The 23,786-nt window shown below is 63.4% G+C and carries 24 protein-coding genes; 11 read left to right on the top strand and 13 right to left on the bottom strand.

What is annotated here, in order from left to right; translation table 11 throughout:
* Positions 1-96: 96 nt before the first annotated feature.
* Positions 97-450, bottom strand: a complete 354-nt coding sequence (locus H9642_RS00585; protein WP_251834473.1) for a YkgJ family cysteine cluster protein — start codon at positions 448-450, stop codon at positions 97-99.
* A gap of 164 nt (positions 451-614) precedes the next feature.
* Here H9642_RS00585 and H9642_RS00580 point away from each other — a divergent pair, with 164 nt between their 5' ends.
* Positions 615-1,916 carry an NAD(P)/FAD-dependent oxidoreductase gene (locus tag H9642_RS00580; protein WP_251834472.1) on the top strand — a complete coding sequence of 434 codons (1,302 nt, stop codon included), beginning with the start codon at positions 615-617 and terminating at the stop codon, positions 1,914-1,916.
* 9 nt (positions 1,917-1,925) lie between these two features.
* On the opposite strand, the gene H9642_RS00575 is transcribed toward H9642_RS00580, so the two are convergent.
* A complete protein-coding gene (locus H9642_RS00575; RefSeq protein WP_251834471.1) occupies positions 1,926-3,254 on the bottom strand; it encodes a tetratricopeptide repeat protein in 1,329 nt (442 codons plus the stop codon).
* 147 nt (positions 3,255-3,401) lie between these two features.
* Between H9642_RS00575 and H9642_RS00570 the strand changes: the two genes are divergently transcribed.
* Both H9642_RS00570 and H9642_RS00565 read left to right on the top strand, forming a co-directional pair.
* On the top strand, positions 3,402-4,343 hold the full coding sequence (locus H9642_RS00570) for an AraC family transcriptional regulator (protein WP_251834470.1): 942 nt from the start codon (positions 3,402-3,404) through the stop codon (positions 4,341-4,343).
* A 67-nt stretch (positions 4,344-4,410) separates the two neighbouring features.
* Complete coding sequence (locus H9642_RS00565) at positions 4,411-5,955, top strand: phospholipase D family protein (RefSeq protein WP_251834469.1); 1,545 nt, start codon at positions 4,411-4,413, stop codon at positions 5,953-5,955.
* Positions 5,956-5,995: 40 nt separating this feature from the next.
* Here H9642_RS00565 and H9642_RS00560 read toward each other — a convergent pair whose 3' ends face one another.
* Complete coding sequence (locus H9642_RS00560) at positions 5,996-7,138, bottom strand: MFS transporter (protein WP_251834468.1); 1,143 nt, start codon at positions 7,136-7,138, stop codon at positions 5,996-5,998.
* Positions 7,139-7,288: 150 nt separating this feature from the next.
* Entirely contained in the window at positions 7,289-8,779 is a 1,491-nt protein-coding gene (locus H9642_RS00555) for an aldehyde dehydrogenase (RefSeq protein ID WP_251834467.1), read from the bottom strand.
* A gap of 242 nt (positions 8,780-9,021) precedes the next feature.
* On the opposite strand from H9642_RS00555, the gene H9642_RS00550 reads away from it, so the two are divergent.
* Positions 9,022-10,209, top strand: coding sequence for an alpha-hydroxy acid oxidase (locus tag H9642_RS00550; RefSeq protein ID WP_251834466.1), 1,188 nt, complete (start codon positions 9,022-9,024; stop codon positions 10,207-10,209).
* A gap of 59 nt (positions 10,210-10,268) precedes the next feature.
* On the opposite strand, the gene rpmG is transcribed toward H9642_RS00550, so the two are convergent.
* A complete protein-coding gene (rpmG, locus tag H9642_RS00545; protein WP_014854577.1) occupies positions 10,269-10,424 on the bottom strand; it encodes a 50S ribosomal protein L33 in 156 nt (51 codons plus the stop codon).
* Between the two features lie 11 nt (positions 10,425-10,435).
* The gene (gene rpmB / locus H9642_RS00540; protein WP_013793374.1) at positions 10,436-10,672 is read right to left on the bottom strand and encodes a 50S ribosomal protein L28; all 237 of its coding nucleotides are present in this window, start codon (positions 10,670-10,672) and stop codon (positions 10,436-10,438) included.
* Between the two features lie 351 nt (positions 10,673-11,023).
* Between rpmB and H9642_RS00535 the strand changes: the two genes are divergently transcribed.
* The gene (locus H9642_RS00535) at positions 11,024-12,598 is read left to right on the top strand and encodes an ABC transporter substrate-binding protein (RefSeq protein WP_251834465.1); all 1,575 of its coding nucleotides are present in this window, start codon (positions 11,024-11,026) and stop codon (positions 12,596-12,598) included.
* A 60-nt stretch (positions 12,599-12,658) separates the two neighbouring features.
* Positions 12,659-13,054, top strand: coding sequence for an NINE protein (locus H9642_RS00530; RefSeq protein ID WP_251834464.1), 396 nt, complete (start codon positions 12,659-12,661; stop codon positions 13,052-13,054).
* Between the two features lie 112 nt (positions 13,055-13,166).
* Here H9642_RS00530 and H9642_RS00525 read toward each other — a convergent pair whose 3' ends face one another.
* From H9642_RS00525 to gshB, 7 genes are all read right to left on the bottom strand, one after another.
* A complete protein-coding gene (locus H9642_RS00525; protein WP_251834463.1) occupies positions 13,167-14,438 on the bottom strand; it encodes a dihydroorotase in 1,272 nt (423 codons plus the stop codon).
* Positions 14,438-15,454, bottom strand: coding sequence for an aspartate carbamoyltransferase catalytic subunit (locus H9642_RS00520; protein ID WP_251834462.1), 1,017 nt, complete (start codon positions 15,452-15,454; stop codon positions 14,438-14,440). The genes H9642_RS00525 and H9642_RS00520 overlap by 1 nt, the downstream gene beginning before the upstream one ends.
* Before the next feature lie 11 nt (positions 15,455-15,465).
* On the bottom strand, positions 15,466-15,975 hold the full coding sequence (pyrR, locus tag H9642_RS00515) for a bifunctional pyr operon transcriptional regulator/uracil phosphoribosyltransferase PyrR (protein ID WP_251834461.1): 510 nt from the start codon (positions 15,973-15,975) through the stop codon (positions 15,466-15,468).
* A 45-nt stretch (positions 15,976-16,020) separates the two neighbouring features.
* The gene (gene ruvX, locus H9642_RS00510) at positions 16,021-16,446 is read right to left on the bottom strand and encodes a Holliday junction resolvase RuvX (RefSeq protein ID WP_251834460.1); all 426 of its coding nucleotides are present in this window, start codon (positions 16,444-16,446) and stop codon (positions 16,021-16,023) included.
* Entirely contained in the window at positions 16,443-17,009 is a 567-nt protein-coding gene (locus H9642_RS00505) for a YqgE/AlgH family protein (protein ID WP_251834459.1), read from the bottom strand. Before H9642_RS00505 ends, ruvX begins: the two co-directional genes overlap by 4 nt.
* Positions 17,010-17,134: 125 nt before the next feature.
* Positions 17,135-18,025, bottom strand: coding sequence for an energy transducer TonB (locus H9642_RS00500; RefSeq protein ID WP_251834458.1), 891 nt, complete (start codon positions 18,023-18,025; stop codon positions 17,135-17,137).
* Between the two features lie 106 nt (positions 18,026-18,131).
* Positions 18,132-19,088 (bottom strand): glutathione synthase, encoded by a 957-nt coding sequence (gshB, locus tag H9642_RS00495; RefSeq protein ID WP_251834457.1) that lies wholly within the window; start codon positions 19,086-19,088, stop codon positions 18,132-18,134.
* Between the two features lie 241 nt (positions 19,089-19,329).
* On the opposite strand from gshB, the gene pilG reads away from it, so the two are divergent.
* The 5 genes from pilG to H9642_RS00470 all read left to right on the top strand — a co-directional run bounded on the left by pilG (position 19,330) and on the right by H9642_RS00470 (position 23,785).
* On the top strand, positions 19,330-19,737 hold the full coding sequence (gene pilG, locus H9642_RS00490; protein WP_251834456.1) for a twitching motility response regulator PilG: 408 nt from the start codon (positions 19,330-19,332) through the stop codon (positions 19,735-19,737).
* Positions 19,738-19,782: 45 nt separating this feature from the next.
* Positions 19,783-20,148 carry a twitching motility response regulator PilH gene (gene pilH / locus H9642_RS00485; protein WP_251834455.1) on the top strand — a complete coding sequence of 122 codons (366 nt, stop codon included), beginning with the start codon at positions 19,783-19,785 and terminating at the stop codon, positions 20,146-20,148.
* A gap of 50 nt (positions 20,149-20,198) precedes the next feature.
* Positions 20,199-20,735: a chemotaxis protein CheW gene (locus tag H9642_RS00480; RefSeq protein WP_251834454.1), complete on the top strand. Its 537-nt coding sequence runs from the start codon at positions 20,199-20,201 to the stop codon at positions 20,733-20,735.
* A gap of 84 nt (positions 20,736-20,819) precedes the next feature.
* Positions 20,820-22,868 carry a methyl-accepting chemotaxis protein gene (locus tag H9642_RS00475; RefSeq protein ID WP_251834453.1) on the top strand — a complete coding sequence of 683 codons (2,049 nt, stop codon included), beginning with the start codon at positions 20,820-20,822 and terminating at the stop codon, positions 22,866-22,868.
* Between the two features lie 59 nt (positions 22,869-22,927).
* Positions 22,928-23,785, top strand: a complete 858-nt coding sequence (locus H9642_RS00470) for a CheR family methyltransferase (RefSeq protein ID WP_251835331.1) — start codon at positions 22,928-22,930, stop codon at positions 23,783-23,785.
* Position 23,786 lies beyond the last annotated feature (1 nt).

Genomic DNA, 23,786 nt, shown 5'->3' with positions numbered 1-23,786 from the left:
GTGGATGTCGCTTTGTACATCCACCAGTGCCTCGCTCGGTGGACAACCGCACACGGCGGGGCGGGCCATCACTTACTGCGCACAGGTTACGGTGAGCTACACCAACACCTGCCGGGTGGTTGCAATCAGACGATGCACCCCGGCCTCGATGTGCGGCTCGACCCATTCATCGGGGCGACGGCCATTGGGGCACGGCATGCGCGGCGTGGTGCCGAACAGCCGGCAGATCAGCGGACGCTCGTTATACACCTCGCAACCGTTGGCCCCCAGATGCACGCAGTTCAGTTCGGCCAGCGCCGCCTCATGCTCGGCGTCGCTTTTGACCGGCAGGCGGGCCATTTCCTCCGACGACGCGGTCACCGGACCGCAACAGTCGTGACAACCCGGCACGCAGGCGAAGGCGGGGATCTGCCCACGCAAGGCGCGAATCTTCTGGCTGTTACAGGACATCGATGGGCTCTCCGGCGGGACTCTGTGGCCATCAGCTTGCCTAGCCAGGCGAGCGGCCACAACCTGCTCGGCTCAGTGGCCCGTTTTTGATGATTGGCAAGCTGGCCGCGGGCGCCTTACTCTGCGTAAAAATTTCCACACACCCGCGCACCTAGGATCTCGTTATGCCCGCCCATGCCCCGGAGCAGCACGCCGCCTCTTATTACGCAGCCACACGCAACCGCCCTACTCTGCAATTTCCGGCCCTTCGTGAAGCGGTGCAGGCTGACGTGTGCATTGTTGGCGGTGGTTTTTCCGGGCTGAATACCGCCATCGAACTGGCCGAGCGCGGCCTTTCGGTAGTGCTGCTGGAGGCGCGGCAGATCGGCTGGGGCGCCAGCGGGCGCAACGGCGGGCAACTGATTCGTGGCGTAGGCCATGAGGTCGAGCGCTTCTTGCCTCTGCTCGGTGAAGATGGCGTTCGTGAGCTGAAATTGATGGGGCTGGAAGCGGTGGACATCGTGCGCCAGCGCATCAAACGGCATGCCATCGACTGCGACCTGACCTGGGGCTACTGCGACTTGGCCAACAAGCCCGCCGATCTCGAAGGGTTTGCCGCCGACGCCGAGGAATTGCGCAGCCTGGGTTATCGCCATGAACTGCGCCTGCTGCAGCCTGGGCAGATGCACGAGGTGGTGGGTTCGGAGCGCTATGTCGGCGGGCTGATCGACATGGGCTCCGGTCACCTGCACCCGCTCAACCTGGCGCTGGGTGAAGCCGCCGCAGCCGCCGCGCTGGGCGTGCGCCTGTACGAGCATTCGGCGGTGACGCGCATCGAGCATGGGCCGCAGGTCAGCGTGCACACAGCCCAAGGTCAGGTGCGCGCCGATACGCTGGTACTGGCCTGCAACGCCTACCTCAACGACCTGGAACCCGCCATTGGCGGCAAGGTGTTGCCCGCCGGCAGCTACATCATTGCCAGCGAGCCGCTGAACCCCGAACACGCCCATGAATTGATTCCGCAGAACATGGCGCTGAGCGACCAGCGCGTGGCCCTGGATTACTATCGCTTGTCCGCCGACCATCGCCTGCTGTTCGGCGGCGCCTGCCATTACTCCGGGCGCGACCCCAAGGACATCGCCGCGTACATGCGGCCGAAGATGCTCAAGGTGTTTCCGCAGTTGGCCAACGTGCGCATCGAGTACCAGTGGGGCGGCATGATCGGCATCGGTGCCAACCGCCTGCCACAGATTGGCCGGCTGCGCGAGCACCCCAACGTGTATTACGCCCAGGCCTATGCCGGTCACGGCCTGAATGCCACCCACCTGGCCGGCAAACTGCTCGGCGAAGCCATTGCCGAACAGCACAGCCGCGGCTTCGAGCTGTTCGCCCAGGTGCCCCACATCACCTTCCCCGGCGGGCGTCTGTTGCGCTCGCCGTTGCTGGCACTGGGCATGCTCTGGCATCGCCTCAAGGAGCTGAGCTAACCCACGCCCTCAGGCCGCCTCGGTCTGGCTCGCCCTGAGGGCCAGGCGGCGCGTTTGCGCGCTGTTCGGCCGGGCCAGCCGTCGCTCGTTGGCCAGCGCCCGTGCCAGCTCAGATTGGCCACTACGCCGCGCCGCTTCGAACAGGGTCAAGTCAATCAGGTCGCGCTGCGCGTGACTGCCGCCGAAACGCTGAGCGATGGAACGCAGCGGTCGGAGCAGGCGCACGCAGTTAACATACTCGCCAACGGCGAAGGCCTGGATCGCCCGGCACAGCGGATACCCCACTTCGCCGCTGAACTGCCGGTTGTCGTTAGCACACGTCTCGATCACTCGCTGCTGCGCCGCCAGCACCGCCTCAGCCTGCGCACTGTACCCGGCGCTGACGAAGGCCAGCATGGCGTGGGCGTCGTTGAACGCATAGAGGCCGACGTCCGCATGAGGCGTCCAGAGATCCGCCACCGCGCGCCAGCGTTCGCCCACGTCCACGCCGAGCAGTTGCAGGCGCCAGAGCAGCGCTGAAGCATCCACCAGATCGAGCACCAACGCCGAGCGGGCGCCGAAGACCGGGCCGTCGAACAGCGCCAGCACCTCGTCATACTGCTCCAGATCCAGGTGAAACAGTGCCAGATGCCACCAGTTATGCACCTGGAAGAAGCTGTCACCCGCCCAGTGCGGTTGGCGCTCGCGCATCCAGGCGATGCCTTCGCGCGGGCGGTTTTGCATCTCCAGCACATGGGCCACCGCATGCTGCGCCCACCCATCGCGTGGCTGTAGCTCGACGGCACGCCGCCCGGCTCGCTCGGCGGCGAGGTAATCGGCGTTTTCCTCCAGGCCGAACGCATGCATGCCAAGCAGTGCATGATAGCCCGGCATTTGTGCCTGCCATTCCGGCAGTGCGCGGCTGATGCGGTCGCGCAGCATGCGTCCATGACCGCAGAAGAAATCCACCAGATGGCCGGCCTGCAGGGCAAGAATATCCAGCGGCCAGGCGATGCTCACATCCTCCAACAACACGCCGGCCTCCTTCCAGCGCCCGTCGAGCAGCGCGCCGATGGCCTTCAGGTGTCCCTGCTCGCGTGCGTTGTGCGGCAATGCCGCGGCCTGCCGATAGGCCGCGCGCGCCGCGACCAGGCCATCGGGCTCGGTGCCCAGCAGGTTCAGCCAGGCCCGCAGCACGTGGGCCATGATCATCTCCGGGCGCTGCGCCTGGGCGGCGTCGAGGGTGGTCAGCGGGTCGCCGACATAACACTGAAACTGTGCCAGGGCATCTTGATAGTGGTGCAAGCTGTCGTGATCGGCACCGGAAATTTCCAGTCCCATAGGGTCGCGCATCGTCATTGGATGATCCTCATATGGCTGTCTTCTCAACGCGCTGCCGTACGGCCTGCTCCCGTCACCGCGTGCCTGCTACGGTAAAAAAGAGGCCAAGGGCTGCCTATAGCCCAGACGCCGGCATTTTTGATCCAGCCGCCAAGCGAGGCCGCCGTGGATGCGTTATCCAGCGTGCTGACGACGGTGCACCTGTCCGCAGGTGCCTTTCTGCACGCCGAATTTACCGCGCCCTGGTGCATACGCTCGCAAGTTGGCCCCGAGGATTTCAGCTCCCAAGGCCTACCTCCGGCTCATCTCATGGCCTACCACTATGTACTCGCCGGCCGCTTGCTGCTCAGCGTCGGCGAAGCCCCGCCGTTGGCTGTCGAGGCGGGTGAGATCATCCTGTTACCCCGCAACCCGCCACATATCCTCGCCAGCGCCACACAGCTACCGGTGCAGATTATCGATCATCTGCTGCAACCGCCGGACGGTCCTGGGCTGGCCCACCTGCGCTACGGTGGCGGAGGCGCCACGACAGAGGTGATCTGCGGCTACATCGGTTGCGAGGTGCCCGACAATCCGCTGCTGCGCACCCTGCCCGACATCCTCACGTTGCGCATCGCCGACGGTGCCTGGATCGAGCAGTCGTTCCAGCGCGCCGCCCGGGAAGCTGCCTCGCAGCGGCCGGGCTCGGTCACCGCGCTCAGCAAGCTGGCCGAGCTGCTCTTCATCGAGGCCGTGCGCCATTACCTAGACACCTCGTCAAACCGCGAGCATGGCTGGTTGGCCGGCCTGCGCGACCCACAGGTCGGCAAGGCCCTGGCGCTGCTGCATGGCCAGCACGCCCGCCACTGGACCACCGAGGCGCTGGCCAGCGCAGTCGGACTGTCGCGCTCAGCCTTCGCTGAGCGTTTTACCCAACTGATCGGCCAACCGCCGATGCGCTATTTATGTCACTGGCGCCTGCTGCTGGCTGCCCAGCAATTGCGCGAGGGCCGCACCCTGGCACGCATTGCCGAGGAAGTCGGCTACGCCTCGGAAGCCGCACTCAATCGGGCTTTTCGCCAGCATTTCGGCCTGCCACCAGCCGCCTGGCGGCGGCGCTACGCCTAGCCCCCGCCCAGCCTGCCTATCTGCCGCTACGCTAAAGGGCACCCGCAGTCATCGACGAGACCTCAAGGTGCACACCTATTTGCTGCTCGGCCTGCTCTGGCTCGCCGGCTGTACCAGCATTGCCCAACCCATCCCCAGCCAAGCCCTGGCGCCGGGGGAGTCACCCATTGCCTTGACGCTGCGCCAGCAGGCCCAAGCCCATCCGGCTGGCGAATCAGGCTTTCGCCTGCTGGCTTCCAGCAGCGAGGCGTTCAGCGCCCGCGCCGAGCTGATCCGCCGTGCCCGGCACAGCCTCGATTTGCAGTACTACATCGTCCACGAGGGCCTCAGCACGAGCCTGCTGGTCGAGGAACTGCTGCGCGCCGCCGATCGCGGCGTGCGGGTGCGCGTTTTGCTCGATGACACCGCAAGCGATGGGCGCGATTATGAAATTGCCACGCTGGCCGCCCACCCGAACATTCAGATCCGCGTGTTCAATGCCCTGCATGTGGGCCGCAGCAATGGCATCACCCGTCTCCTGGGCAGGCTGTTCAACCTCAACCGCCAGCATCGGCGCATGCACAACAAGTTATGGCTGGCCGACAGCAGCGTGGCCATTGTCGGCGGGCGCAATCTGGGCGACGAATACTTCGATGCCCAGCCGCAACTCAACTTCGCCGACATCGACCTGCTCGCCGCCGGGCCGGTGGCCGTCAGCCTGGCGGAAAGCTTCGACCAGTTCTGGAATCACCGCCTGAGCGTGCCGATTCAGCACTTTCTCTACCGACCGCCCTCTCAGCGGACCCTGGACAAGGCGCGCCGCACACTCACCCAGTACCTCGCCGACGTCCAGCAACACGAACCGCAGCGCATTGCGCCACTGCTCGCCTACCAGCAAACACCGCAACTGCAAGGCTGGCTGGAATCCTTGATTTGGGCACGCGGCCAGGCATTGTGGGATGCGCCTAACAAGATCCTCGCCGAGCGTGAGCCGGACCCGCACTGGCTACTCACGACTCAGTTGTCGCCCCACCTGGCGCATATCCGCAAGGAACTTCTGCTGGTCTCGGCGTATTTCATTCCCGCTCGCGAAGGCCTGCTGGACCTCACCCGCCGGGCGGATCAGGGCATCGATGTACGCCTGTTGACCAACTCGCTGGAAGCCACCGATGTGCCCGCCGTGCATGGTGCCTACGCGCCCTACCGCATCAGCCTGTTGAAGCACGGCATCCGGGTGTTCGAGCTGCGCCGCCAACCGGACGAGGAAAGCAGCTACAGCTTCAGCGGCTCGTCCGAATCCAGTCTGCACAGCAAGGCGCTGGTCATCGATGGGGAAAAAGTCTTCATCGGCTCGTTCAATTTCGATCCACGCTCGGTGCTGTGGAACAGCGAAGTGGGCGTGCTGGTGGACAGCCCCGCGCTGGCCGGCGAAGTGCGTCGCCTGACCCTGGAAGGCATGCGGCCGTCCATCAGCTACGAGGTGCAACTGGACGAACAAGACGCCCGGCCACGCCTGGTGTGGATGGCCGAAGACCAGGGCATTACCCGGCGTATCGAACGCGAGCCCGGCAACCTGTGGCGCCGCCTGAATGCCTGGTTGGCCGATTGGATCGGCCTGGAACGAATGTTGTAACGACCCCGCACGCGGCACGACGCGAAACGGCTCTATACCCTTATGGGCTGGCCTGTTGCGCCAAGCCATGCCTGCCGCGCAACAGAACTACCAACCCGCCGGCGCCCAGGGCCATCAACAGCGGCAGGGCATGGCCGCTGACCCACTGGCTGGCCGCTCCCGTGGCCAGCGGACCGAGCAGGCAGCCAATGCCCCACAGTTGCGAAACATGGGCATTGGCGCGCACCAGCTCGCTGTCCCGATACCGTTCGCCGATCAAAATCAGCGACAGGGTGAACAAGCCACCGGCGCTGGCCCCGAACAGTACCCACAGCGGCCAGATCAGCGGCGTGTGCAACAGGGCAGGAATGCCCAGGCTGCTGAGTAACAGCGCCAATGCGCAACCCTGGAACAACAGCGGGCGCGATACATGATCGGCGAGCCAGCCGATCGGCAACTGCAGCAGTGCATCGCCGACCACCACCACGCTGACCATCAGCAAGGCGATTTCCGGGGCAAACCCCTGGCGCAGGCCGTACACCGGCAACAACGTCAGCACCATCGACTCGAACGCAGCGAACAGCGCTACCGCCCAGGCAATGGCCGGCAGGCTGCGACAGAACTGCAGCAGCCCCCGCAGGCTGGCGTCATAACTGCTCACTTCAGGCGCGCCATCGCGCCCCACCAGCAACAGCGCGCCACCGACCAGCAAGCCAACGCCGCACCAGAATCCCGTGTCGCTCTCACTGCCCAATGCGCCGAGCAGCAGCGGTCCGCACAACTGACTGAGGGCATAGCCGGTGCCGTACAACGCCACCAGCCGGCCGCGCAGATGTTCCACCGCCAGTTGATTGATCCAGCTTTCACCGAGGATGAACACCACGGTCAGCGACATGCCCAGCCATAACCGCAACAGCAGCCACAGCGAATAGTGCGGCCACAGCGCCAGCAGACCTACGGACACCGCCCCGCTCAGCAAGCACAGGCGCATCAGCCGGGCGCTGCCCAGGCGCTGGGCCAGCCGCCCGGACAGCGCCGAGCCCACCAAAATGCCGACTGCCGGCATCGCCGCCATCACGCCAATGGCAAAGGTCCCGTAACCCCAGGCTTCCAGGCGTAACGACACCAGCGGCAGGCTGATGCCCAGCGCCAGACCGACGCTGATTACCGCACCGCAGACGGCAAAATAAGTTAACCAACGCATAGAAAATCCAGGTCGCATGCGGTGGACAACGCACAACGGTTGTCCACCCTACGGGTTACAGCAACCCGTAGGGTGGATGGCGCTTTTCCCATCCACTGGACAGTGTCGGATAGACACAGACAGCGAGTGCGCACCCAAGGGTACATCGGGTCATAGCTTGATCCAGGTGGCCTTGAGTTCGGTGTACTTGTCGAAGGCATGCAGGGATTTGTCGCGGCCGTTGCCGGACTGCTTGAAACCGCCGAACGGCGCGGTCATGTCGCCGCCATCGTACTGATTGACCCACACGCTGCCGGCGCGCAGGGCCTTGGCGGTCAAATGGGCCTTGGACAGGTTGCTGGTCCACACCGCCGCCGCCAGCCCATAAGGTGTGTCGTTGGCGATCTGTACCGCTTCCTCGGGCGTGTCGAAGGCGATCACCGAGAGCACCGGCCCGAAGATTTCCTCGCGGGCGATCTTCATCGCATTGCTCACGCCGTCGAACAGGGTCGGCTCCACATAGGTGCCGCCGGTATCTTGCATAACGCGCTGGCCACCGACCAGCAACTGGGCGCCTTCGGCACGACCCGCCTCGATAAAGCCCAGCACATTGCCCAGCTGCTGCTGATCGACGATGGCGCCGACGCGGGTCTGCGGATCCAGGGGATGGCCCGGCCGCCATTGCTTGAGCGCCTCGACCACCATGGGTACGAACTGGTCTTTGATCGAACGCTCGACCAGCAGCCGCGAACCGGCAGTGCACACCTCGCCCTGGTTGTAAGCGATGGCGCTGGCGGCAGCCTCGGCGGCGGCTGCAAGATCGGGAGCGTCGGCGAAGACGATGTTCGGGCTCTTGCCGCCCGCCTCCAGCCAGACGCGTTTCATGTTCGACTCGCCGGCATAGATCATCAGTTGCTTGGCCACTTTGGTCGAGCCGGTGAACACCAGACAATCGACATCCATGTGCAGCGCCAGCGCCTTGCCGACGGTATGCCCAAAGCCTGGCAACACGTTGAACACCCCGGCCGGAATGCCCGCCTCAAGGGCCAGCGCGGCCAGGCGAATGCCGGTCAGCGGCGATTTTTCCGAGGGTTTGAGGATTACTGAGTTGCCCGCCGCCAGCGCCGGGCCGAGCTTCCAGCAGCTCATGATCATCGGGAAATTCCACGGCACGATGGCCGCCACTACGCCGATCGGCTCGCGGGTCACCAGACCCAGTTCGTCATGGGGCGTGGCCGCCACTTCGTCGTAGATCTTGTCGATCGCCTCGCCGCTCCAGCGGATCGCCCGCGCGGCCGCCGTCACGTCGACCTTCAGGGCATCGGTGATCGGCTTGCCCATGTCCAGGGTTTCCAGCAGGGCCAGTTCCTCGCGGTGCGCCTCGATCAGGTCGGCAAAGCGGATCATCACCTGCTTGCGCTTGACTGGCGCCAGGCGCGACCAGACGCCGGACTCGAAGCGTGCGCGGGCCACCTGTACGGCCGCCTCAGCATCCGCCTGATCGCAGCTGGCCACCTGACCGAGCACACGGCCATCCACCGGGCTGATGCAGTCGAACGTGGCGCCGGACACTGCCGGGCGAAGGGCGCCGTCGATGAAGGCGCCGCCTTCGATTACCAGAGTGGTGGCACGCTGTTCCCAATCGCTGCGGGTCAGGCTCATGGAGGCTTCCTCTTATTTTGTGGGGCCGCCGGTATGCGGAGGCAGGTGATCACCGCACCCTACCCAGTGGCCGAATCGTTTTCAATATTTTTTACAGCAGCCCACAAATTTGGCGTACTGCGTTCGTTTTATCAAACGGAACCGCCCAAGCAAGCGCTCTGGTAATCTTGGCCGGCGCGCTGGCGCCCGCTGCGGGCCGGTAGCGCTGATTGCCTCTGCCTTTTCGCAACCAAGGATTGCTTATGCGGCGCTACCGTAACGACACTCGCTTTGAACACGCTCAGAGTATTGCCGAACTGGAACACATGGCGCGCCGGCACCTGCCCCATTTCGCCTGGGAGTACTTGGCCGGCGGCGCCGAGGACGAAGTCACCCTGCGGCGCAATCGCCAGGCCTTCGCCGAGATCGGCCTGCTGCCGTCGACGCTGATCTCCTGCGCGCAGATCGACACCCGCACCGCGTTTCTCGGCCAGCAGCGACCCCTGCCGCTGGCCATCGGCCCCACCGGCTTCAATGGCATGCTCTACAAGGATGCCGACATCCTGCTGGCCAGGGCGGCGCGCGACAAGGGCATCCCTTTCACCCTGAGCACTGTCTCCAGCAACTCGCTGGAAGAAGTCGCCGCCGCCGTGCCGGACGTTGAGCTCTGGTACCAGCTGTACAGCCTGAACGACCCGGCCGTCGAAGACGACCTGCTGCGCCGCGCCGAGGCGGTCGGCTGCCGCACCCTGCTGCTGACCAGCGATGCGGTGCTAATCGGCAACCGCGAGTGGGACCGGCGCAACTTCGCCAAACCGCTGCAGCTCACCTGGCGCAACAAGCTCGACGTCGCCTGCCATCCGCGCTGGATCAAGCGGGCCTTGTGGCCCCAGGGCCTGCCGAAGATGGGCAACCTGTTGGCTTACCTGCCCGGCGATGCCAAGAACACCGCCGGCGCCGCGCATTTCATGGCCCACAAGATGGAGCCCGGTTTGTGCTGGGAGCACCTGGCCCGGTTGCGCAAACGCTGGCCGCACCGCCTGGTGCTCAAGGGCGTGCAAACCGCCGCCGATGCGCGACGCTGCGTGGAGCTGGGCCTGGACGGCATTGTGGTGACCAACCATGGCGGCCGTCAGCTGGATGGCACCCCGGCGAGCATCGACTGCCTGCCAGCCATTAGCGAGGCAGTGCGCGGCCAGCTGTCGGTTTTGCTCGACAGCGGTATTCGCCGCGGCACCGACATTGCCAAGGCCTGTGCGCTGGGTGCCGACGGCGTATTGCTCGGCCGTGCCACGCTGTTTGGCGTGGCGGTCGGTGGCCAGGCCGGCGCGGCCCGTGCCCTCGGCTTGCTAGAGCAGGAGTTGCGCCTGGCGCTCGGACTGGTCGGCTGCCCGACGCTGAGCGAGCTGGAACGCCGGCATGTGCAGCCGCTGCGCTCGGCCTTGGCCTGAGGTTATTCAAGGCATAAAAAAACCCGCTGGAAGGCGGGTTTTTTTCAAGGGCCGATCAATTACTTGATCTTGGCTTCCTTGTAGATCACGTGCTTACGCACGACCGGATCGTACTTCTTGATCTCGATCTTGTCGGGCGTAGTGCGCTTGTTCTTGTCGGTGGTGTAGAAGTGGCCGGTACCGGCGCTGGACACCAAACGGATCAGGTCACGCATGATTATTCTCCTTAAACCTTTTCGCCGCGGGCGCGCAGCTCGGCCAGAACGACGTCAATGCCACGCTTATCGATGATACGCATGCCCTTGGTGCTCAGGCGCAGACGCACGAAACGGTTCTCGGACTCGACCCAGAAGCGGTGATGCTGCAGGTTCGGCAGGAAACGACGACGGGTTTTGTTGTTTGCGTGGGAAATGTTGTTCCCGGTTACCGGACCCTTACCGGTAACTTGACAGACTCTCGACATGCCTCAGCCCTCTATAAACCACATGCCCAACCCGGCATGGGTTGGCCGCTTGATCTCTTGCTTTGGCGCGTTGCGCCAGGATTTCGCCAGGGTCTTACCGGCAGTCACTGCTGTCGCAGGACCGGGCCCCTAGAAAAGAGCGCTGCTTTATATCAGAAGCACCGAACTGTCGCAAGAATTCCTGACATTTCAATACCTGCCGTACAGCGTCGATAAGCGTCATTTGCGTGGCGCACAGCGCGAGTCCGGGGGAACCGCCGTTCATCGCCAACCCAGCGTTGTACCTGCTTCGCGCATGGTCTAGGGTAGGCCACACAGTCGGCTCCCAAGCCGCTTCTAAAGGAAATGTTCATGCGTCTTGCCCTTCTTCCCCTGTTATTTGCACCGTGGCTGGCCCAGGCCGCCACCCTTGCGGTGTGCACCGAAGCCAGTCCTGAAGGGTTCGACGTGGTGCAGTACAACTCGCTGACCACGACCAACGCCTCAGCCGACGTGCTGATGAATCGTCTGGTGGAATTCGACGCCACGCGCGGCGAGCTGCTGCCCAGCCTGGCGAGCAGCTGGCAGGTATCGGCCGATGGCCTGACCTATGACTTCACGCTGCGCGATGACGTGGCCTTCCATCGCACCGACTATTTCAGCCCCTCGCGCACGTTAAATGCCGATGACGTGCTATTCAGTTTCCAGCGCATGCTCGACGCCAACCATCCCTGGCATGCCAGCGCGGCCAGCGGCTATCCCCACGCCCAGTCGATGCAATGGCCGGATCTGGTGAAATCCATCGAGGCGCCGGCACCGCACCAGGTGCGTATCACCCTGACCCGGCCGGATGCCACCTTTCTGGCCACCCTGAGCATGGGCTTCGCCTCGATCTATTCCGCCGAATACGCCGACCAGTTGCTGGCCGCCGGCACGCTGGCCGAACTGAACCAGAAACCCATCGGCACCGGCCCGTTCATGCTGCGACGCTTTCAGAAGGACGCTGCGGTGCGCTACGTCGCCCATCTCGCCTATTTTGCCGGCAAGCCGGCGGTTGATGCGCTGATCTTCGCCATTACCCCGGACGCCAACGTGCGCCTGCAGAAGCTGCGCCGCAACGAATGCCAGATCGCCCTGTCGCCCAAGCCGCAGGATGTGCGCAGCGCCGAAACCGACCCCAACCTCAAGGTGGTGCAGACCCCGGCGTTCATGACTGCCTTCGTGGCGATCAACACCCAGCATGCGCCGCTGGACAAACCCGAGGTGCGCCAGGCGATCAACCTGGCGTTCGACCGCGCCAGTTACCTCAAGGCGGTATTCGAGGACAGCGCCAGTGCGGCCAGCGGTCCTTACCCGCCGAACACCTGGAGCTACGCGGGCGACTTGCCCGGCTATGCCCATGATCCGGCCAAGGCTCGCGAACTCTTGACCAAGGCCGGCTTGGCGGACGGCTTCAAGACGACCATCTGGACCCGGCCTTCGGGCAGCCTGCTCAACCCCAATCCGAGCCTGGGTGCCCAGCTGTTGCAGGCGGACCTGGCCCAGATCGGCGTTCGGGCCGAGATTCGTGTGATCGAGTGGGGTGAGCTTATTCGCCGCGCCAAGGCCGGCGAGCATGATCTGCTGTTCATGGGCTGGGCCGGCGACAACGGCGATCCGGACAACTTCCTTACTCCGCAATTCGCCTGCGCCTCGGTGCAGTCGGGGCTGAACTTCGCCCGCTATTGCGATCCGCGCCTCGACCAGTTGATTTCTCAGGGTAAGACCCAGAGCGTGCAGGCCGAGCGCAGCAGGCTGTACGTGCAGGCGCAGCGCATCATTCAAGAACAGGCACTGTGGATTCCTCTGGCCCACCCCACCGCGTTCGCCCTGACCCGCGCTAATGTTGAGGGGTACCAGGTCAGCCCGTTCGGCCGCCAGGACTTTGCCAGCGCACGAGTGCGCTAGCAGGCCGTTGAAAAACGTAGGCGAGGCAATGCAGGTAGTTTTTCAAACAGGAGACGCGACATGCGCTATCACGATACCCACAGCAAAGCCGTTGGCTATCTGCTGTGGATTTTCGGTTTTCTCGGCTCGCATCGCTTTTACTACGGCAAGCCGATCACCGGCACGATCTGGTTCTTTACCCTCGGCCTGTTGTTCGTCGGCTGGATCATCGACCTGTTTCTAATTCCGTCGATGGACCGCGAAGCGGACCTGCGCTTCAACTCTGGGCGGCTGGATTACAACATCGCCTGGATTCTGCTGACCTTCCTCGGCGTATTCGGTGTGCACCGCATGTACCAGGGCAAATGGATTACTGGAATCATTTACCTGTTCACCGGCGGGCTGTTTTTCGTCGGCGTGCTGTATGACTTCTGGACGCTTAACAACCAGATTTCCGAACAGAACATTCGCGGTTAAAACCAGAACCTGGCTCCGTCGACCCAGACAAAAGGATCGGCCCCACCCATGAAGCATGGATGGGGCCGAATCTATTTAGTAGCGGTCGATTCAAGTGGCAGTGAGTGGCTTTTCAGCTCTGATAACAGATGCGCCCATCCACCAGCGTGTAACGCACCTTTCCCGGCAGGCAATGTCCCAGGAACGGACAGTTGCGGCCTTTGGAGTACCAGCTGTCGCCGGCCACGGTGCTCACCGTTGGGTCGAACAGCAGCAGATCGGCCGGCGCACCGAGCGCCAGGCGACCCGCCGGCAGTTGCAACGCCTTGGCCGGACCACTGGACAGGCGCGCCAACAGGGTCGGCAGATCGAGCAAGCCGTCTTCCACCAGCGTCATGGCCAACGGCAGCAGCAGCTCGACGCTGCTGATCCCCGCTTCGGTAGCGCCGAACGGCGCCAGCTTGGCATCCGCCTCATGGGGCTGGTGATGGCTGGCAATCGCCGAAATCACCCCGCTCTTCACCGCCTCGCGCAACGCCTCGCGATCGGCACGCGAACGCAGCGGCGGCTGCACATGGTAAGAGCTGGAAAAATCGATCAGCGCCTCGTCGGTGAGAATCAACTGATACAGCGCCACATCGGCGGTAACCGGCAGGCCACGCGCCTGCGCCTCGGCAATCATCTGCACGCCGCGCGCACTGGTCAATTGCGTGAAGTGCGCGCGCACACCGGCCTGCTCGGCCAGCAGCAGGTTGCGCGCCAGGGCCACGGTTTCGGCGCTTTCCGGAATACCGGCCAGGCCCAGCAGTGTGGCGGTCGGGCCTTCGTGGGCCAGGCCGCCTTCGGCCAGGTCTGCATCCTGGGAATGGAACACCACGGTCAGCTCGAACGTCGCCGCGTATTCCAGCGCGCGGAGCAAGTTGCGACTGTTGGGGAAGCCATTGAGGCCGTTGCTGAATGCCACGCAACCGGCATCACGCAAAGTGACCAGTTCGGCGAGTTGTTCACCGGCCAGATCCTTGCTCAGCGCACCGATAGGAAACACCTTGGCGTGGCCGGCTTCCTGGGCGCGATCCAGAATCAGCTCGGCAACGGTGGCGCTGTCCAGCACCGGCTTGGTACGTGGCGAGCAGCACAGGCTGGTGACCCCGCCCGCTGCCGCCGCTAGGGTTTCGCTGGCGATGCTGCCCTTGCGCCCATAGCCGGGCTCACACAGGGCCACGGACAGGTCCACCAGACCGGGGCTGGCGATCAGTCCGCGCGCATCGATTTCCTGATCGATCTTGAGACCTTGCGGGGCCTGACCGATGGCGACCAGCTTGGTGGCATCGATATAAAGGTCAGTAACCTGGTCCAGACCGCTGGCCGGGTCGATGATGCGAGCACCGAGGATACGAGTGGCCATCAATTCTGCTCCTCGGCAGCACGTTCGGATTCGAGTTGGCGTTCAGCGGTCTGGCCGCTCATGGTCATGGACAGCACCGCCATGCGCACGGCGATGCCATAGGTGACCTGGTTGAGAATCACCGATTGCGGACCATCGGCAACCGCCGATTCGATTTCCACGCCGCGGTTGATCGGTCCCGGATGCATGACGATGGCATCCGGCTTGGCCAGCGCCAGGCGTTCGCTGCTCAAGCCGTAGAGTCGGTAGAACTCGCCCTCGCTGGGCAGCAGACCGCCGTGCATGCGCTCGCGCTGCAGGCGCAGCATGATCACCACATCCACATCCTTGAGGCCCTCGCTTAGGCTGGTGAACACGCGCATGCCGTAGTCTTCCAGGCCGACCGGCAGCAGCGTCTTCGGGCCGATCACGCGGATGTCGCGGCAGCCCAGTGCGCGCAGGGCAAACATGTCCGATCGCGCCACCCGCGAGTGCAGGATGTCACCGACAATGGCCACCGACAGGTTCTCGAAGCCGCCTTTGTGACGGCGGATGGTCAACATATCGAGCATGCCCTGAGTGGGATGCGCATGACGACCGTCGCCACCGTTGATGATCGCCACATCAGGGCACACGTGTTCGGCAATGAAGTGCGCCGCACCGGAATCGGAGTGACGCACCACGAACATGTCGGCGGCCATGGCTTCAAGGTTGCGCAGGGTATCGAACAGCGATTCGCCCTTGCTGGTCGATGAGGTCGACACGTTCAGGCTGATCACGTCGGCGGACAGCCGCTGGGCCGCCAGTTCGAACGTGGTGCGGGTGCGTGTGGAGTTCTCGAAGAATACGTTGCACACCGTCTTGCCACGCAGCAGCGGCACTTTTTTCACCGCGCGTGCGCCGACCTCGAGAAACGAATCGGCGGTATCAAGGATCTCAGTGAGCAATTCGCGGGGCAAATCGTCGAGGGACAGGAAATGGCGCAGCTGGCCGTGGGAGTTGAGTTGTAGCGGGCACTTGGCGGCGGTGGGCAGCATCGCGGGGGGTCTCAATTGGCGGCGAGGTCTTGGAGCTCAAGCGCCAGGGGCGCGGGGCCGAGCAATTTTACCCGTTCCGAGGGTGCCAGCGACAGGCTGGCGCCGAGGACATCCGCGCGGATCGGCAACTCGCGGGCGTCCAGGTCGAGCAGGCAGACCAGCGTCACGCTGGCCGGACGACCATAGTCGAACAATTCGTTGAGGGCCGCGCGCACGGTGCGCCCACTCATCAGCACATCATCGATCAGCACCAGGTGCTGGCCTTCTACCTCGAACGGCAGCGCCGAAGGGCTGACCACCGGATGCAGGCCGCGCTGGCTGAAATCATCGCGGTAGAAGGAGACATTGAGCACGCCCAGCGGGCCGGGCTCGGCCAGCTCGGCGAGGAGCGCCTCGGCGACCCACAGCCCACCCGTCTGGATGCCGATGAAACGCGGCTCACTGATCTGTCGCTGGGCGAGGTGGGCACGCAGGTCGCGGGCCATCTGGGGCAACAGTTCGGCGGGGTTGGGCAGAGTCATGGGCTCTCCTTGCTTGGCGGACGGCCCGAACGGGCCGAAAATTAATCAACAGTTTTGCTCGAGCCACCCCTCGAGTAGCAAGGCGGCGGCCAGGGCGTCCACCGGGTTGTCCCGGTAGCCGCCACGCTGGCCCTGGGCCAGGCGTTGGCCCTTGGCCTCGAAGGTGGTCAGACGTTCGTCATGGGTGTGTACGGGTAGGTTGAAGCGGCCGTTCAGGCGTCGGGCGAACTTCTCTGCGCGGGCGCTCATCTCGCTGGGCGTGCCGTCCATGTTTAGCGGCAAGCCGACCACAATGGCGTCCGGCTGCCACTCCTTGATCAGCTTTTCCACCTGCGCCCAGTCCGGCACACCGTTTTGCGCCTTGAGCACACACAGCTCGCGGGCTTGGGCAGTGATCGCCTGGCCAACCGCGACGCCAATTTGTTTGCTGCCGTAATCGAAGCCCAGCAGCAGGCGTGGCGTCTCGCTCATGCGTGGCCAACCTGGCTGCTCAACAAGCTGAGATCGACGCCCAGATGGGCGGCGGCGGCTTGCAGGCGCTGCACGGCGGGAATTTCAAACAGAATGCGCGCATCGCTGGGGCAACACAGCCAGGCGTTATCGGCCAGCTCGGCCTCCAGCTGCCCGGCATCCCAACCGGAATAGCCGAGGGCAATCAGACTGCGTGCCGGGCCGGTGCCGTCGGCGATGGCGAACAATGCATCCTGGGAGGTGGACAGCGCCAGCTCGCCAAGCTCCAAAGTGGCCTGGAACTGCCAGCCGCCGTCGTGCAGCACGAAGCCGCGGTCGGTTTGCACCGGGCCGCCGGCATAGATGGGTTGCTCGTGACTGACCGGTGTGGGGATGTCATCGGGGCGCAGCTGTTCGAGCACATCGGCCAGGTCCAGGCCATTGGGCCGATTGATCACCAGACCCATGGCGCCCTGCGCGCTGTGTTCGATCAGGTAAATGACGGTCTGTGCGAAATTCGGATCGCCCATGTGTGGCATGGCGATCAGGAGATGATTCGTGAGGTAGCTCGGAGCAGTGTTCATGGGCCTAGTTTCGGCCTTCCCGGCGTGCCCGGCAAGAGACAGGCGTCAGGCCTGCATCGGCGCGCCTGAGTTGACAACTGCGAAGCATCGCCGCAAAAAGCGTTTCGCCACGAAGTTACTGCTGCTTACTGACTCGAGAGGCGGTCGCCGCGCTCAAAGCGCCAGGTCCGGATGATTTCCAGCCGATCAAAATCGGCCAGATCGCCCGTGAAAGGCGCATAGGGCGCCGCCAGGTGAACGATACGCATCGCCGCCTGATCGAGCACCGCGTGGCCGGAAGATTCCAGCACCAGCACTTCGTGCAACGATCCGTCGCGACGGATCGACACCAGCAGGCGCAGGTTGCCGTACAGGCGCTCGCGACGGGCCTGGTCCGGGTAATTGAGGTTGCCGATGCGCTCGACCTTCTTGCGCCACTCGTCTTTATACCAGGCGCCTTTGTCACGCATGGTCGAGGCGGCATTGAGGCGGTGGATCTTCGGTCGCTTGGCATAGAGCTGCTGCTCCAGGGCCAGGTCGGCTTCCAGGCTGGCAATTTCCGCGGACAACTGGGCGCTGTCGAACTCCGGCACCGGACGCGGTTGGGTCTCGGTCTTGCGCTGTTCTTGCTTCACCGGCGTCTTGACCGGCTGGGGCGCACGGGTGGCGACAGCCGCCTTGGGGGCTTCCTGCGGCACCTGTTGCGGTGCGGTGGGCTGCGGCGTGACCCGATTGATTTGCGTGTCGTGAAAAGGCGCTATTTCAGTGGTCTTGGTCGCCGCCTTGTGCTCCAGGGTGCCACTGCCCTGCTGATTGTCCTGAGCGAGGAAATCCGCCTCTTTGGGCGCTTCGGCGCTTTTGAACGTGGACAGGGTGATTTCCAGCGTCTTGCTGATCGCTGGCGGATCGGCCAACTGGAAGCCCAGGCCGAGAATCAGCGCCATATGCAGGACTGCGGCCAGGAACAGGGTAAACCCCAGGCGGTCGGCAGGACGCACGCCAGGGTTGTCGAGTTCAGGCAAAAAAGCTGCGGTCATGATGCACTGCTACGGGTCGAAAAGGCCGGCAGTCTGCCCGAGAGCCGGCGCAAAAGTCTATGAACCACACGGCAGCTTGAAGCTGCCGGTTCATGCCATGGGGTATTCAGGCGCGCGCCTGCAGCTTGGCTTCGATCGCATCCATCAGCTGCTCGCCGATACGCGTTCCATAAGCATTGTCGATTTCCCGGATGCAGGTCGGACTGGTGATGTTGATTTCCGTCAGGTAGTCGCCAATCACGTCCAGGCCCACGAACAGCAAGCCTCGCGCACGCAACTGCGGACCGACGATGGCGGCGATCTCGCGATCGCGATCGCTCAGCGGGCGCGCTTCGCCACGGCCGCCCGCAGCCAGGTTGCCACGCGTCTCGCCGGCCGCCGGTATGCGCGCCAGGCAGTAAGGCACCGGCTCACCGTCGATCATCAGGATGCGTTTATCGCCCGCCTTGATTTCGGGGATGTAACGTTGCGCCATGATCTGCCGCGCACCGTGGTCGGTCAGCGTCTCGAGAATCACCGACAGGTTGGGATCGCCTTCGCGGTGGCGAAAGATCGAGGCGCCGCCCATCTCATCCAGGGGTTTGAGAATGATGTCACGGTGCTCGCGGGCGAACTCGCGGAGAATGTCGGAACGCCGACTGACCAGGGTTGGCGGCGTGCATTGCGGGAATTGCGTGGCAAAGAACTTTTCATTGCAGTCACGCAGGCTTTGCGGACGGTTGACCACCAGGGCGCCCGCCTGCTCGGCCAGTTCCAGCAGATAGGTGGCATAAACGTATTCGCCGTTGAAGGGCGGGTCCTTGCGCATGAGGATGACATCGAGCTCGCCGAGCGGCTCATCGATCTCGGCATCCAGTTCGAACCAGTGCTCGGGGTCGTTGAACACGCGCAGGGGGCGCATCCGGCCTCTGGCCTGGCTACCCAGCTGATAGAGGTCCTGCTGTTCCATGTAGAACAGCGACCAGCCGCGTGCCTGAGCGGCGAGCAGCATGGCCAGCGAGCTGTCCTTTTTGAAGGCAATGCCTGCAATGGGGTCCATGACGATCCCGAGGCGAACGCTCATGTGGGGTATCCTCCGCAGCGATAAGAACAAGGCAGTAGACACTGCCAAAAACGGGTTAGCAAGGCGTCAGGGTGGCGCCGTGAATGCCCTCGGTCAAGGAAAAAGCGGATGGCTGCCGCTCTGTGGATTGCCATCTGGGGACTGTGCTACAAAGACGCCGCGAGGGGGCTGAGACCCCTTCATTGGCCCGTCTCAGGCATACGTAACAATAACGACTCACCGAGGCTATGGTAGGGCGATGATGGAACAGCATTCCGACAGCTTGAAAGTAATGGTGATCGACGACTCGAAGACGATTCGCCGCACCGCGGAAACCCTACTGAAGAAAGTGGGCTGCGAGGTCATCACCGCCGTCGATGGTTTCGATGCGCTGGCCAAGATCGCCGATACTCACCCGAACATCATATTTGTCGACATCATGATGCCGCGGCTCGACGGTTATCAGACCTGCGCACTGATCAAGAATAACAGTGCATTCAAATCGACACCGGTGATCATGCTTTCCTCCAAGGACGGCCTGTTCGACAAGGCCAAAGGGCGCATCGTGGGGTCCGACCAGTACCTCACCAAGCCCTTCAGCAAGGAAGAACTGCTCAGTGCCATCAAGGCACACGTGCCCGACTTCACACCGGTGGAGCAATTATCCTGAGGTCCGGCCACTGGCCGCTGACGTCTTTTGTGTATGGGGAATACCATGGCTCGTATTTTGATTGTTGATGACTCTCCGACCGAGATGTACAAGCTGACCGAGATGCTGGAAAAGCATGGTCATCAGGTGCTCAAGGCCGAAAATGGCGCGGATGGCGTGGCCCTGGCCCGCCAGGAAAAACCCGATGTCGTCCTGATGGATATCGTCATGCCAGGGCTCAATGGCTTCCAGGCCACCCGGCAATTGACCAAAGATGCGGACACCAGTCACATCCCGGTGATCATCGTCACCACCAAGGATCAGGAAACCGATAAGGTCTGGGGCAAGCGTCAAGGCGCCAAAGACTATCTGACCAAACCGGTGGATGAGGCGACCCTGTTGCAGACCCTGAAAGCGGTTCTGGCCGGCTGATGCCGGACCGGACCACTCTCGATACTTCTCAACACCAGGCCAAGGCAGGCATGTCGGACGTACAGACACCCTTCGAACTGCTGCTGGGCATCGACCAGCGCTGCCGAGCGCTGGCAGCCGGCTTGCCCTCGCAGCAGGAAACCCAGCAGACCTGGAGCGGCATCGGCTTTCGTATGGGCGAACGCCTGTTTGTCGCACCCATGGGCGAAGTGGGTGAAATCCTCCGCGTACCCCGCCATACCCGTTTGCCAGGCGTGAAATCCTGGGTCAAGGGTGTGGCCAACGTGCGCGGACGCCTACTGCCGATGATCGACCTATGCGGCTTTTTCAGTCATGAGCTTTCGCCGTTGCTCAAGCAACGCCGGGTGCTGGTGATCGAGCACCAGGACGTGTTCGCCGGGGTCATTGTCGATGAGGTGTTCGGCATGCAGCATTTTTCGGTGGAAGCCTTTTCCGAGCAGCCGCCTCCCTTGGAGGCAGCGCTCCAGCCTTTCATCTATGGGGTGTTCAATCGCGAGCAGCCCTGGCTGGTATTCAGCCCGCAGGCGCTGGCGCAGCACCCTGAGTTTCTCGACGTTGCGGTGTGACAACGATTTCGGTGGGCCGACCCGATCGGCCTTGTGGCTTCAAATGGAACTAGCAATGCGGTGGGCCCAGGCGGGGGCCAGATAATGAAAAAGACCAACATGGGCAATTTTATCGCGGGGATGCGCAGCAGCTCGCTGATCGCGGGCCTCTTCGTAACCCTGATCGTTTCCATCGTGCTGCTGTTCGCCAACTTCGCATACCTGAATATCCAGTCCACCTACGACACGGAATACATCAGTCATGCCGGTGAGCTGCGTGTGCTATCCCAGCGCATCGCCAAGAACGCCACCGAAGCGGCGGCGGGCAAGGCTGAGGCCTTTACCCTGCTCAAGGATGCGCGCAACGACTTCGACAAGCGCTGGGGCTTCCTGGTCAACGGCGACCCGGCCAACAACCTGCCCGCAGTTCCCAGTGTCGTGGAACGGGAAATGGAAGCGGTGCAGCAGGACTGGACCGGCCTGCGCCGCAACACCGACGTGATCCTTGCCAGCGAACAGACCGTGCTGTCCCTGCACCAAGTTGCTGCAACCTTGTCGGAAACCATTCCGCAGCTGCAGGTGGAATACGAAGAAGTGGTCGACATCCTACTGGAGAGCAACGCGCCCGCCGCCCAAGTCTCCGTTGCCCAGCGTCAGTCGCTGCTCGCAGAACGAATCCTCGGCTCGGTAAACAAGGTGCTCGCCGGTGACCAGGACTCGGTGCAGGCTGCCGACATGTTCGGCCGTGATGCCAGCCTGTTCGGCCGGGTACTGAAGGCCATGCTCGACGGCAACCCAGCCATGGAAATCACCCGCGTCGCCGATCCGGACGCCCGTGAGCGGTTAAGTGAAATCGTCGAGCTGTTCGAATTCGTCTCCGGCTCGGTGGACGAGATTCTGGAAACCTCGCCGGAACTGTTCCAGGTTCGTGAATCTGCCGAAAGCATCTTCAGCCTGTCGCAAACCCTGCTGGACAAGGCTTCGGAACTGGCCGTCAGCTTCGAAGCCCAGGCAGACGGACGCGCCCTGTTTACCCTGGCCGGCTACCTGCTGGGCTTCGTGGCCTTGGCAGCCATCATCCTCATTGCCCTGGTGATGGTGCAAGACACCCGTCGTCGCCTGGCTGAGACCGCAGAAAAGAACGAACGCAACCAGACCGCCATCCTGCGTCTGCTCGATGAAATTGCTGACCTCGCCGACGGTGACCTGACCGTGGCTGCGACAGTGACCGAGGATTTCACCGGCGCCATCGCCGATTCGATCAACTACTCCATCGACCAGCTGCGCGACTTGGTGCAGACCATCAACCTGACCGCCGTGCAGGTGGCCGCCGCCGCCCAGGAAACCCAGGCCACCGCCATGCACCTGGCCGAAGCTTCCGAGCACCAGGCCCAGGAAATCGCCGGTGCGTCCGCCGCCATCAATGAAATGGCCGTATCCATCGACCAGGTATCAGCCAACGCCGCGGAATCCGCTGCAGTAGCCGAACGTTCCGTGGCCATTGCCAACAAGGGCAACGAGGTGGTGCACAACACCATCACCGGCATGGACAACATCCGCGAGCAGATCCAGGACACCTCCAAGCGCATCAAGCGCCTGGGTGAATCGTCCCAGGAGATCGGCGACATCGTCAGCCTGATCAACGACATCGCCGACCAGACCAACATCCTTGCTCTCAACGCCGCCATCCAGGCCTCCATGGCTGGTGACGCCGGACGCGGCTTCGCCGTGGTAGCCGATGAAGTCCAGCGCCTGGCCGAACGCTCCTCGGCGGCCACCAAGCAGATCGAAACCCTGGTCAAGGCCATTCAGGCCGACACCAACGAGGCGGTGATCTCCATGGAACAGACCACCACCGAAGTGGTACGCGGTGCGCACCTGGCGCAGGACGCCGGAGTCGCTCTGGAAGAGATCGAAAAAGTATCCAAGAGCCTCGCCTCGCTGATTCAGAACATCTCCAACGCCGCGCGTCAGCAAGCCTCCTCGGCCGGACATATCTCCAACACGATGAACGTGATTCAGGAAATCACCTCGCAAACCTCGACCGGTACCACCGCCACCGCCACCAGCATCGGTAACCTGGCCAAGATGGCCAGTGAAATGCGCGGTTCGGTATCCGGCTTCAATCTGCCGGACGCCGCCGACAAGGCCTGAATAAAGGAGGGGCGACGACCTCAACGGCGTCGCCAATGGCCATGAACGAGGGGCACGGCATGCAGCCAAGCGGCGTCTGGGCCTTGAAACCATCGGCCGACATGACAGCGGAGGAGTTCCACGATTGGCAGGCGCTGCTTGAACGGCGCACCGGCCAGGTGCTCAATGAGCAGCGGCGGAGTTTTTTGCTAACCCACCTCAACTCTCGCATGCGCGAATTGGGGATTGGCGATTACCAGGGCTATTACCAGCAGCTCATCAGCGGTCCGCGCGGCGCAGTGGAATGGTCGCGTCTTCTGGACCGCCTGACCGTTCAGGAGACGCGCTTTTACCGCCACCTGCCGTCATTTGAACTGCTCGATCGCTATCTGCAGCAGCACCTGGCCCAAAAAGCAGCCCCCTGGGCCTTATGGAGCATGGGCTGCGCGAGTGGCGAGGAAGCCTATTCACTGGCCATCGCCGCCGCCGAAGTTGAGCGCCGCACGGGGCATACCCAAGGGTTTGGCGTAATCGCCACGGATATCAGCCTGGGCGCTTTGGCCAAGGCTCGCGAGGGCGTATTCGACCCGCGACGATTGCAAGCGCTGGAGCCGGAACTGCGTGACCGTTATTTCACCGCCGAGCCACGGGGCCAGCGGATTCACCCCGACCTGGTCGCGCGGGTCTGTTGTGCCCGACTCAATGTGCTGGACCTGGACCTCGCGCCCTGGACCGGCATGGACGTTATCTTCTGTCAGAACCTGCTGATTTATTTCCGCCGCTGGCGCCGCCGCGACATTCTCAACCGCCTGGCTGAACGCCTGGCGCCAGGAGGGTTGCTGGTGGTCGGGGTCGGTGAAGTAAGCGGTTGGCAACACCCGGACCTGGAACCGGTGGCCGACGAAGGGGTTTTGGCGTTTACCCGGAAAAGGTTATGAC

It is taken from the genome of Serpens gallinarum (genome assembly GCF_014836765.1).
In the GTDB taxonomy this organism is placed as follows: Bacteria; Pseudomonadota; Gammaproteobacteria; order Pseudomonadales; family Pseudomonadaceae; genus Serpens; species Serpens gallinarum.
The sequence above is the reverse complement of the archived record's forward strand: the minus strand, read 5'-3'. Positions and strand labels throughout refer to the sequence as shown.